10 protein-coding genes are annotated in these 11868 nt (G+C 36.8%); 4 read left to right on the top strand and 6 right to left on the bottom strand.

Annotated features, from left to right (window positions below; all coding sequences use genetic code 11):
- Positions 1-80: 80 nt before the first annotated feature.
- Both NYQ66_RS05370 and NYQ66_RS05365 read left to right on the top strand, forming a co-directional pair.
- Positions 81-992 carry a LysR family transcriptional regulator gene (locus tag NYQ66_RS05370; protein ID WP_259867680.1) on the top strand — a complete coding sequence of 304 codons (912 nt, stop codon included), beginning with the start codon at positions 81-83 and terminating at the stop codon, positions 990-992.
- 226 nt (positions 993-1218) lie between these two features.
- Positions 1219-1617: a cytidine deaminase gene (locus tag NYQ66_RS05365; protein WP_259867677.1), complete on the top strand. Its 399-nt coding sequence runs from the start codon at positions 1219-1221 to the stop codon at positions 1615-1617.
- A gap of 181 nt (positions 1618-1798) precedes the next feature.
- Here NYQ66_RS05365 and ilvD read toward each other — a convergent pair whose 3' ends face one another.
- Positions 1799-3472, bottom strand: coding sequence for a dihydroxy-acid dehydratase (gene ilvD / locus NYQ66_RS05360; RefSeq protein ID WP_259867672.1), 1674 nt, complete (start codon positions 3470-3472; stop codon positions 1799-1801).
- A gap of 122 nt (positions 3473-3594) precedes the next feature.
- Positions 3595-4269, bottom strand: a complete 675-nt coding sequence (locus NYQ66_RS05355) for a FadR/GntR family transcriptional regulator (protein ID WP_259867668.1) — start codon at positions 4267-4269, stop codon at positions 3595-3597.
- Between the two features lie 392 nt (positions 4270-4661).
- Between NYQ66_RS05355 and NYQ66_RS05350 the strand changes: the two genes are divergently transcribed.
- Both NYQ66_RS05350 and NYQ66_RS05345 read left to right on the top strand, forming a co-directional pair.
- Positions 4662-5072 (top strand): MerR family transcriptional regulator, encoded by a 411-nt coding sequence (locus tag NYQ66_RS05350; RefSeq protein WP_259867665.1) that lies wholly within the window; start codon positions 4662-4664, stop codon positions 5070-5072.
- Between the two features lie 81 nt (positions 5073-5153).
- The gene (locus NYQ66_RS05345) at positions 5154-6458 is read left to right on the top strand and encodes a hemolysin family protein (protein WP_259867663.1); all 1305 of its coding nucleotides are present in this window, start codon (positions 5154-5156) and stop codon (positions 6456-6458) included.
- Between the two features lie 112 nt (positions 6459-6570).
- Here the strand turns inward: NYQ66_RS05345 and NYQ66_RS05340 are convergent, their stop codons facing one another.
- From NYQ66_RS05340 to NYQ66_RS05325, 4 genes are all read right to left on the bottom strand, one after another.
- The gene (locus tag NYQ66_RS05340) at positions 6571-7743 is read right to left on the bottom strand and encodes a sugar ABC transporter permease (protein ID WP_259867660.1); all 1173 of its coding nucleotides are present in this window, start codon (positions 7741-7743) and stop codon (positions 6571-6573) included.
- Positions 7744-7755: 12 nt separating this feature from the next.
- Positions 7756-9276, bottom strand: a complete 1521-nt coding sequence (locus NYQ66_RS05335) for a sugar ABC transporter ATP-binding protein (protein ID WP_259867657.1) — start codon at positions 9274-9276, stop codon at positions 7756-7758.
- Between the two features lie 81 nt (positions 9277-9357).
- Positions 9358-10443, bottom strand: a complete 1086-nt coding sequence (locus NYQ66_RS05330) for a sugar ABC transporter substrate-binding protein (protein ID WP_259867757.1) — start codon at positions 10441-10443, stop codon at positions 9358-9360.
- Positions 10444-10772: 329 nt separating this feature from the next.
- Entirely contained in the window at positions 10773-11858 is a 1086-nt protein-coding gene (locus NYQ66_RS05325) for a sugar ABC transporter substrate-binding protein (protein WP_259867654.1), read from the bottom strand.
- Between the last annotated feature and the right edge of the window lie 10 nt (positions 11859-11868).

Below are 11868 nucleotides of genomic sequence, written 5' to 3'. Positions count from 1 at the left end.
TAATTTTGTAAATGATAGCTTCAATACTTAATAACGATGAAATCCATGCATTAATTGCATGAATAATGGAGTGATTGATGGTGGAAATAAGACAAATACAATATTTCATGGAAGTTGCAAAGAGAGAACATGTTACAGAAGCAGCTGATGCTCTACATGTTGCTCAGTCTTCTGTTAGTAGACAAATCTTTAATTTAGAAGATGAATTAGGTGTTGATCTATTTATTCGGGAAGGTAGAAGCGTTAAACTAACACCGCTTGGGAGAGTTTTTTTTGAACGCATGAAACAAGTAGTAACTTTAATCGATGAATCAAAAAGAGAAATTAAAGAATACTTGAACCCAGCAAAAGGAACCGTCCGAATTGCTTTCCCAATTAGTATGGCAGCGCATACGTTACCATCGATTATTTATGCTTTTCGGACACGCTATCCTGAAGCAAGATTCGAGATGAGTAATGCACTCTATTATGATCTAATTGATGGTGTTGTGAACGGGGATTTTAATCTAGCAATGATTGCACCTATGCCTTCAAAAGAAATGGAAAAAAAGATAAACGGTACAACACTATTTACGGAAAATATAGTTGCGCTATTACCATTCCATCACCCTTTGGCGAATAGAAAGTCCATTACGCTTCGAGAAATAAAGGATGATCCATTTGTTGTATTACCAGAGGGCTATATTTTTCGCGATCAAGTTATTGAAGCTTGTAATAAAGCAAGGTTTTCCCCAAAAATTGCATTTGAAGGAAAAGATATTGACGCACTTAAAGGGCTCGTTTCTGCCGGTTTAGGAAGCGCTCTAATGCCTGAGATGACTTTAGTCGATAATACTCCAAGGTCGACAGTGGTCGTTCCATTAAGTGACTATAATTTAAAGCGGACAGTTGGTGTTATTTATCCGACACACCGTAACCTACTCCCAACTGAATCTTTGTTTTATGACTTTTTACTAAGAACTTACGATCGACTAAACGAATTTAGAAAATAGGGACACGGGTGCACCGTGTCCCATCTTAGTTAAGTATTTATACAATAAATCAGTAGATAACCACAGCACTTCTTATCCTTCTTCCACTAATAGTTAGGTAAACTTGTCCAACAAGTAAAATATATTGACAATTATTTCAAATAAATATATTATTAAAAGTCCTTCTAGTCATAATTGATTTAAGGGGACTGTTAAAGTTCATTCTTCTTTGAAAGGGATGGATCTAATGAACAAAGAACAATTAGTAGATAGTGCACGTAAGATAATGGAAAGAGCCTATGCACCTTACTCCAAATTTCCAGTTGGAGCAGCATTATTGTTAAAAGATGAAACAGTCATTAATGGTGTAAATGTAGAAAATGTATCATTTGGTGCAACAAATTGCGCAGAGCGAACAGCAATCTTCACCGCTATAGCAAATGGCTACCAAAAAGGTGACTTCAAGGCAATAGCAGTAGCAGGAGATACAGAAGAGTATCTTCCACCTTGTAGCATTTGTAGACAAGTATTAGCAGAATTCTGTTCACCTGAAATGCCTGTCTATCTAACAAATGAAAAGAATGAAATATTGGAATTGACCTTAAGAGAATTACTGCCTTATGCATTCACCGATTTAGAGATGTAAAATACATATTAAAAGCGGGCCATGCTGATACCTAGTCCGCTTTACTTTTCCTCACTTAACACTTCCTATATTTAAATCTCTCAGACTGTAAACACAGGGACGGTTCTCCTGTTTCCATTTCTGTCGATTTGGAAACAGGAGAACCGTCCCTGTGCATTTTAAAGTTATAAGACTATGAAACTTAGATACTCATAACTCCGCCTTTGGACGCGTTTGTTACTAGTTTTGAATATCTTCCTAACCAACCTTTTTTGATTTTAAGTTCGAATGGCTTTAATGTTTTACGACGCTCTTCTAACACTTCATCTGCTACTTTCAGGTTCATCGTTCTATTGGGCAAGTCGATAACAATGATATCTCCGTTCTCGATTAATGCAATTGGCCCACCTTCTGCAGCTTCTGGAGAGATATGCCCAATTGAGATTCCGCGAGATGCTCCTGAAAAACGACCATCAGTTAAAAGTGCAACTGTTTTTCCTAAACCCCGACCCATAATGGCAGAAGTAGGTGCTAACATTTCCGGCATCCCTGGCCCACCTTTAGGTCCTTCATAGCGAATTACAACGACATGCCCCTCTCTTACAGCTCCTTTATCAATGGCCTCTTGTGCTTCTTCTTGCGATTCAAACACAATGGCTTCCCCTTCAAACTCTTTAATAGAAGGATCAACAGCACCTACTTTTATCACAGCGCCTTCAGGAGCGATGTTTCCGTATAAGATTGACAATCCACCGACCGGACTGTATGGGTTGTCTTTGCTGCGAATTACGTTTTCATTTGTGATCTCATGCCCTTTTACAAGTTCTCCCATTGTTTTCCCTGTGATGGTAGGACGATTTGGATGAATTGCACCCGGAACTTTTGTTAGTTCATTAATGATGGCACTTATGCCACCAGCCTTATTCACATCATCCATCGAGTAATCAGAAGCAGGCATAATCTTGGAAAGGTAAGGCACACGTTCCGCAATACCATTTACATCCGCTAAGTCGTAATCAATTTCTGCTTCACTAGCAATCGCTAATGTATGGAGAACGGTATTCGTCGATCCACCCATCGCCATATCCAAGGCAAATGCATCATCAATTGCTTCTTTTGTGACAATATCACGAGGCTTTACATCTTCTTCAATCATACGAACTAAATGTTTAGCAGCTTCATAGATTAACTCTTTACGTTTCGGACTTGTTGCAACAATCGATCCATTACCCGGTAGTGCTAAACCTAGCATTTCCATCAAACAGTTCATCGAGTTTGCTGTGAACATACCTGAACATGAACCACAAGTTGGACAAGCATTTGCTTCAATATCATTAAATTCCTCTTCGGTCATCTTACCTGATTTAAAAGCACCAACACCTTCAAAAACAGATGTTAAGGAAAGTTGTTTTCCTGTTGAACTAACACCAGCTTCCATTGGTCCACCAGAAACGAAGACAGAAGGAACGTTGGTACGAACAGAAGCCATTAACATACCAGGTGTGATTTTGTCACAGTTCGGAATATAAAATACACCATCAAACCAGTGTGCATTGATGACAGTTTCAGCACTGTCAGCGATTAATTCACGGCTAGGTAAAGAATAGCGCATCCCAATATGCCCCATTGCAATCCCATCATCCACACCAATTGTATTAAACTCAAATGGAATACCACCCGCTTCAATAATTGCCTCTTTTACGACATCAGCAAATTCGCGCAAATGGACATGTCCAGGAATAATATCAATGTAAGAGTTACAAACCCCAATAAAAGGTTTGCCTAAATCTTTTGCTTTTACTTTCCCAGTTGCATATAAAAGACTGCGGTGTGGTGCACGATCTACCCCAATCTTAATCATGTCACTTCTTCTCATCAAACACACATCCCTGATTTTTTATTTGTTTCATGTATTTTATATCGATCGTTGTCTACTGTCAATAGAGTTGTATGACAAAAAGACATCTTGGAATCATCCAAGATGTCTTTTCAATTAAACTATTCAATTCCCAATTCTTTCATCGCATGTAATATGTGTATTTTCATCGCACTTCTTGCACCTTCAGGATTCCGATTTTTCATAAATTCCATAATCATCTTATGATCATTAATTGTGTCTTTTATTGCTAATTCCTTCTCTTCTGAAAGAATTACCCCTTTATCAATTGCTTGATAAATAACTGGCATTAACTTCTCGATAAACTCATTATGAGTTGCCTTTACGATCGATTGGTGAAATTTTTGTTCGACTTCTGTCCGGTCCACGTTTTGCCTAATCTTTTCTTCTATTTGCAATCCATAATACAAAATGCGTTCTAATTCCGAATCACTAGCACGAAGCGTCGCATAATAAGCAGCTTCAGGTTCAAAGATTAGACGCATTTCATATAAATCCTTTGCATTGACTTTGACATCAGAGAGCGTATCAAATGATTCCATAATGCTTAAATCAATATCTTCTTTGACAAACGTTCCTTTTCCGCGCCTAATTTCCAACACGCCATTTGTGACCAAGATCCGGATTGCTTCACGAAGTGTTGTACGACTAATTTGAAGTTCTTCTGATAAGTCATTTTCATTCGGGAGCTTGTCCCCAGGAAGAAATCTTTTTTCAATAGCGATCATGGACATTATTTCATCTGCAACACGATCAGATAGCCTTTTTTGAATCATCTAATCTATCCTTCTGTTTTCTTTTAAGTATAGCATACAGAAGATGTCTACCAACAGATTTGTTGTCCACTATCTAGGATAAATAGAAAGGACCGTGTCCACTTTAAACGGAAGGATTAACGAAAAATGTGCTAACTTGTACATATAATTCACTAACCTATAGAAAACTGTAACCTAAAAATCCATCAATCTATTACGACAGATGTAGCTTTTTATTAATCCTCTTAGAACAAGAGGGACCTCCTATATTATACATCCTATCTTACCACTAATTAAATGATGCGATGTTCACCTTACAGATTCTAAATTTGTACAATTAAGCATAACGTTTCACTGTACGCTTTACACAGAATGAATTATAATAATTCCATTGGGGTGATTAAATTGGGAAGTTGCTAAGAATAGGTGAATTAGCCGAATTAAGTAATGTTTCTAAAAGAACAATAGATTACTATACAAAAATCGGTTTACTTCAATGTAAACGTTCAGAGTCAAACTATAGATACTATAGTGAAGAATCGATGGAAGAGTTAAAATTTATTGAACAGTGTAAAAAAATGCATCTAACTTTAGATGATATAAAACAAAAGAAATCTTTAATGGATTCTAATCAAATGGATCAAGAAGCCTTTCTAACTCAAGTTAATTTAATTTCAAATAAAATAGATTTTTTACAAAATGAGATAAAAGCAGTTTATGCTAATGTAGGTAATTTAGAAGAAAAGGAACGAGCAAAAATTTTAGATAATCTAAAACCTAAGACAGTAGCATTAATTCAATCATTAATTATGCTTACAACTTAAATTCCTGAAATGTAAACGTTAACTGAGTGGAGAGATTGATAAGATCCTAATTTTAATAAAAACTTAGGAGTGTGAATTTTTTTGGACGATATACCACTGAATTCAATTATTTTGTTAGTTATTTTAATTATGCTATCAGCATTTTTCTCATCAGCCGAAACAGCCTTTTCAAGTGTAAATAAAATACGCCTTAAAAACTTTGTTGACGAAGGAAGACGTGGGAGTAAAAAGGCTCTCCATATCGCTGAGCATTTTGATAATACGTTATCTACAATTCTAGTAGGAAATAACATCGTGAATATTGCCGCAGCGAGTATTTCTGCAACAATAGCTACTGATATAATTGAAGGTAATTCCGGTATTGTAGTTAGTACAGTAGTTATGACCATCTTAATTCTAATATTTGGTGAGATACTCCCTAAATCACTGGCAAAGGAACATGCGGAATCCTATACATTAACTATATCGACGGTATTGTATTTCTTAATCATATTACTAACTCCAGTAAATTTCCTCTTCCTAAAATTAAAGCGCGTAGTATCCAAGCTTTTCGCTAAAAATGAAAGTTTACCTTCCGTAACAGAAGAAGAAATAAAGGTTATGTTGGATATAAGTGAAGAAGAAGGCGTTATTGATAAAGAGGAAAGACAATTAATTCACCGTTCCATGGACTTCGATAGTACGATTGCTGAGGAAATTATAACTCCACGTATAGATGTCGTAGCTGCAGATGTGAACCAGTCAATCGAGGAAGTGAAACAGATTTTCTTTGATGAACGTTTCTCTAGAATTCCTGTTTATGAGGAAAATATTGATAATATTATTGGTATATTAACGGAAAAAGAGTTTTTCACTCATATAATAAAATATAAAGATGTTAATATTAGAGAATTACTAAGAGAACCATTATTTGTTGTAGAGTCTATGAAGATCTCCACTTTGTTGCCTCAACTTCAAAAAGAAAAAGTTCACATGGCTATTGTATTAGATGAATTCGGTGGCACTTCAGGTTTAGTTACTTTGGAAGATGTCATAGAGGAAATCGTTGGTGAAATATGGGATGAACAAGATGAAGAGATTAAATCATTTTCACAGGTAAATGAAAACCTCTATAAATTTGATGCACAATACCCGTTAAATGATTTTGCTGATACGTTGAATATTCCTTCGCTGGAGAGCTCTTATCACACATTAGGTGGTTGGGTAATTGAAAATCTTGAATCTATTCCATCGAATGGTGATTCGTTCGATTATCAAAACCTTAAAATAACTGTAGATGAAGTAGAAAACCGACGAATTAAAAAACTCAAAATAGAGATTCAGGATGAACAAGAAACACAGAATCCATCCCTTTTCAAAACTAAATATTTAGGGGATGCACATTAATCACGTACATTTATCAATTGTTTCTGAGAAAGAATAATAGCAACTGAATAAATATAAAGCCAGTTACTCCATTTGTTTTCAAATGAATTAACCGGCTTTTTTCCGTTTAGCATTAAGCTCTCTGTCTACGGGTCATTACATCGAAGATAACCGCTAGCGCTAGTACTCCACCACGGATCATGTACTGTGGGGCAATACCAACCCCCATCAAGTTCATTCCGTTTGTTAACGTAGCCATAACAACTGCTCCAATTACTGCTCCTGTTACTTTACCAACACCACCTGCAGCTGATACACCACCTACGAAAGCTGCTGCGATCGCGTCAAGTTCAAATAGTGTGCCTGCTGTTGTTGTAGCAGATTGTAAACGGGCAGTGAACAAAATCCCCGATAACCCTGATAACATACCCATCGAACCAAAAACAAGGAATGTTATTTTACTAACACTAATTCCGCTAAGGTGTGCCGCTTCTGGGTTACTACCAACAGCATAAATATGGCGTCCGATCACTGTCTTCGTTGTAACGAAGTGATATACAATGACAACTAATAGGATAATCACAACCGTCCAAGAGATACCATTATAACCAGCTAATAGCCAAGTAAAATAAGCAATGATCGCTGAGACAAAAGTTAGCTGTATAATGAACATCGGTTTGGAAACTACATCAAAATTATACTTTATTTTATTTTTTCGGTTATTTATAGCACTAAAAATATATAATATTATACCGGTCGCACCTATTAGTAAAGAAAGTAAATGTAAACCGCCTACTTGCGCGATGGAAGGAATATACCCATTCCCTATCGCATTGAAAGCTTCATCATCTACATTAATTGTTCCGGATTTTTCTGTTACTAATAAGATTGCGCCACGGTAGATCAACCATCCTGCAAGTGTCGCCACAAATGCTGGGATTCCAACTTTTGCCACTAAGAAGCCTGTAGCGGAACCGGCAAGTACACCTAATACAAGAACGATTGGAATAACTAAAAATACCGATACCCCATTTAGTAGTAAAATGGCTGCTATTGCGCCTAGAAAACCGGCTAAAAAGCCAATCGATAGGTCAATATGACGGATAACAATGACAAGCATGACACCGACAGCTAATACAGCAATATACCCTGATGCATCTAGTAGATTACTAATATTTCGTGAAGACATAAATAACCCATCTGTCAGAATCGTAAAGGTAACCATTATAATAAATAAAGCAATGTACATTCCATAATCACGAATATTGTGTTTAATGACTTGCTGTGCTTCTTTTAACAAATTCATTCGAACTACCTCCTATTGCGTCGCAAGCTGCATTATCTTTTCTTGACTTGCTTCCTCTGATGATAATTCACCTTTTATCTCACCTTCTGCCATAACGTACACCCGATCACTCATACCTAGGATCTCTCCAAGCTCAGATGAAACCATTATAATGCTCATCCCTTTTGCTATCAGTTCATTCATGACAGTATAAATTTCAAATTTAGCACCAACATCAATACCTCGAGTCGGCTCATCCAGAATCAATAGCTTAGGGCTTACAAAAAGCCATTTTCCTAAAGAAACTTTTTGTTGATTACCACCACTTAAATTACCAACTAGTTGTTGGATCGATGGTGTTTTAATACCTAATGACGTTCTATATTCTTCCGCTACCTTTATTTCTTCGTTTTCATTTACGATTCCGTTAGCGGATATTCCCTTCAAATTCCCAGCAGAAATATTATTTTTAATATCCTGTAATAAAAATAATCCATTACCCTTTCGATCTTCTGTAACATAAGCAATACCAGCTTTTATGGCATCACTCGTGTGTTTATAGTTGGCGGGCATTCCATCCACAAACAAATCACCTTGTAGCTTATAGTTTTTTGCATTTCCAAATATACTTTGTGCAAGCTCTGTTCTTCCTGCACCCATTAAACCAGCAATCCCTACGATTTCACCTTGTTTGACATGAATATTAACGTCTTTTGCTACATGACGTCCTATCTTAGAGTCATATGCTGACCAGTTTATTAATTCCAGTATTTTTTCACCAAATACTTTCTCCGCTCTTTCTGGATAAATATTTCCAATTTCACGACCAACCATATTTTTGATAATAGCAGCTTCTGTAATTTCACCTTTAGAAGCATCCAAAGTACACATCGTTTCACCATCTCGAAGTACTGTTGCTTTATCTGCAATAGCAATTACTTCTTTGAGTTTATGAGAAATCATAATGCTTGTGATTCCTTGCTCTTTTAATACTCTTAAAAGATCCAAAAGATTCTCACTATCATTTTCATTAAGTGCTGCAGTCGGCTCATCTAAAATAAGAAGTTTTACTTCTTTACTCAATGCTTTAGCAATTTCAACAAGTTGCTGTTTGCCTACACCAAGGTCTTTAATTAACGTTTCTGGATTTACTTTTAGCTTTACTTTTTCGAGTAATTGTTTTGATTGCACAATTGCTTCATTCCAGTTTAAAACGCCACCACTCTGTATTTCGTTATTGATAAATATATTTTCATAAACAGAAAGATCAGGAAATAATGCCAACTCTTGATAGATAATTGCAATTCCAACATCAACGCTATCACTAATTTTGTTAAACCGTTGTACATGACCATTAAACACGATATCTCCTTCATACGTTCCATAAGGATAAACACCGCTAAGCACCTTCATCAGTGTAGACTTTCCGGCCCCATTTTCCCCAACGAGACAGTGAATTTCTCCTCTTCCCACTTTGAAATTGACATTTGATAAAGCCTTTACGCCTGGAAATTCTTTTGATATCTGGTTCATCTCCAATATATATTCGCTCATGTTATGCCTCCTTAACCAGACCACTTAACACTTAAGGAATAGTGATAGAGAGAATCTATCACTATTCCACTTTACACTCTCTTATTCTAAGCCTTCGAATTCGCTAGCTTCATAGTATCCAGAGTCAACGATTTCTGCTTTCACATTGTCTTTGTCCACACTAATAACATCTGATTGTTTTGCAGGTACTTCAATTGATCCGTTATCGTAAGAACCAGTTGTTTCTGGAGAATCACCATCTAAGATTGTTAATGCCATATCCATCGCATCTTTAACTAGTGTACGAACATCTTTAAACACAGTCATAGATTGTTTATCATCAATAATGTACTGGATGGATGCTTTCGTTGCATCTTGACCTGAAATAACATAACTTGTAACCGCACTATCTGATGAGAATACGTCAGCAATCGCACGAGCTGTATCATCGTTAGGACCAAGGATCGCTATGTCACCTTTCATATCATCTCCAGCTGCAGTTAAGTGAGTTTCCGCTTTATTTTTTGCTTCGTTTGGATCCCAACCCGTAGTAAGCTGACTTACAATTTTACTCATTTCTTCACGTGTTAATTCTGCTTTATCTTGTAAAGCTTCTGCTTCGCTTGAGTTAGCAATTACAAATGTTCCATCCGCGATTTTTGGTTGAAGTACGTTCCAAGCACCTTCGAAGAACAAGAATGCGTTATTGTCCGTAGCTGCACCAGCATATAGGTACAATGGAATTCCAGTTCCTTCTGAATGATCCACTAAATATTGAGCTTGTGCTGCACCTACCGCTACACTGTCGAATGTTACATAGTAATCAACAGCATCTGTATTTGTAATTAGTCGGTCATAAGAAATAACTGTAATATCTTCGTCTTTCGCAGCTTCAACTGCACCACCAGCTGAATCACCATCAACAGGTGTAATGATTAAAACATCAATGCCTTTACTGATTAACGTGTTAACGTTTTCTTTTTCCTTAGCAGAAGAGCCTTGGCTGAATAAAATTTCAGCTGAGTAATCAGATTCACCGATCGCCTCTTCAAATCTCTCTTCATCTTGTACCCATCTTTGTTCGTCCTTTGTCGGTAAAACAATACCTACCTTAAGATCTCCACTTCCACTTGATTCGCTGCTACAACCTGCTGCAATAAGAACAAACATAATGGCAACTGATAACATTAGTAATAATTTTTTCAACTTTTTTAACCCCTTTCGAACCTTTGTTTTTTCTAACAAGCTAAATATATCATTGACTTCATACGTTGAAAACGCTTTCTTATAGCATTTTTTTATTATTCGTCTGTACTTTTTTAACATTGGTATATTTTCAAGTTTTTCTCTACTTGTAAGATTTGCATTAAAAAATATGGTAGAATACCTTTACGTCTGAATTGTTTAGTCGTATAATCTAGTCCAACTAAAAAAGCATGGAGTTCTTGCTCTCCATGCCATTCAATCCGTTTATAATATGGTAACAATTTTCTAATAAGAAAAGCATCGCAGTAAATCTATTCCTCTAGCTGATATACTTCTTCTTTACTATGAAATCCGTCTGCAATAATCGTCTCATTCAAATTTGTTTGATCGACAGCGATTGGAGAAAGTAGCACAGTTGGGACTTCCACTTTACCGTTATTTATTTTAAGGTCGATTTCCAATTCTTCACCCTTAGCAAGTTTTACGGCAAGTTCAGCTGCTGTTTCCGTTAATTTTTTGATCGGCTTGTAAACAGTCATTGTCTGCTCCCCTGCAACAATTCTTCTGGCAGCTGCAAGATCTGCGTCTTGCCCAGTAACCGGGATTTCACCAGCAAGCCCACGTTCCTCCAGTACCTCTATTACTGCTCCAGCAGTGGCGTCATTGGCAGCAATAATCGCATCAATTTGATTATTGTTTGCATCTAAGGCTAATTCAATATTTGCTCTTGCGTTTTCGGGTAGCCAGTCCTTACTCCATTGGTCAAATACAACAGTAATATCCTCGTTATCAATTAAAGGCTGCAATACACGAAATACACCTTTTTTTATCAAATGCGCATTATTATCAATTTCTGCTCCACCAATATAAGCAAATTTTCCTTTAGGAACCAATTCTGTAACTGCTGCAGCTTGTAACTCCCCAACCTTTTCATTGTCATAAGAAACATACATGTCCACTTCCGCATTTTTCACTAACCTGTCATATGACAATACCTTAATGCCTGCCGCATGCGCCTTTTCCACAATAGCTGCAGCTGACTCAGCGTTCTGAGGAATAATGACAAGCAGATCAACCCCTTGACTAATTAACGTTTCTGCTTGCCAGATTTGCAACGCATCATCACCGTCAGCTGACATCACTTCTACCTTAGCACCTAAATTCTCAATCGATTTCTTGAAAAAGTCTCGATCCTTCTGCCAACGTTCCTCGAGTAATGTCCCCATCAAAAAACCAATTTTAATCGTGTCTTCGACTGCGTCAACCTCTGACGGCGTATAGGAATCATTCGTTAGTGGTTCTTTTATATCCGCTTTTTCTTGTTCACATGAAGTCATTAATTGCAGGACCAAGACCATAAGTAGAACAACAATTGCTCGAAGAAAAAAACGTCTCATTTGTCTCGCT

Origin of the sequence: Aquibacillus koreensis, assembly GCF_025154055.1 — a bacterium.
Lineage (GTDB): Bacteria > Bacillota > Bacilli > Bacillales > Amphibacillaceae > Aquibacillus_C > Aquibacillus_C koreensis.
Note: the sequence above shows the minus strand (reverse complement) of the source record. Positions and strands in the feature narration are given on the sequence as shown.

Coding starts and splice junctions, on each gene's coding strand:
- NYQ66_RS05365 (WP_259867677.1), top strand. CDS start 1,219: ATGAACAAAGAACAATTAGTAGATAGTGCACGTAAGATAATGGAAAGA.
- NYQ66_RS05340 (WP_259867660.1), bottom strand. CDS start 7,743: ATGAATTTGTTAAAAGAAGCACAGCAAGTCATTAAACACAATATTCGT.
- NYQ66_RS05325 (WP_259867654.1), bottom strand. CDS start 11,858: ATGAGACGTTTTTTTCTTCGAGCAATTGTTGTTCTACTTATGGTCTTG.
- ilvD (WP_259867672.1), bottom strand. CDS start 3,472: ATGAGAAGAAGTGACATGATTAAGATTGGGGTAGATCGTGCACCACAC.
- NYQ66_RS05355 (WP_259867668.1), bottom strand. CDS start 4,269: ATGATTCAAAAAAGGCTATCTGATCGTGTTGCAGATGAAATAATGTCC.
- NYQ66_RS05330 (WP_259867757.1), bottom strand. CDS start 10,443: ATGTTATCAGTTGCCATTATGTTTGTTCTTATTGCAGCAGGTTGTAGC.
- NYQ66_RS05335 (WP_259867657.1), bottom strand. CDS start 9,276: ATGAGCGAATATATATTGGAGATGAACCAGATATCAAAAGAATTTCCA.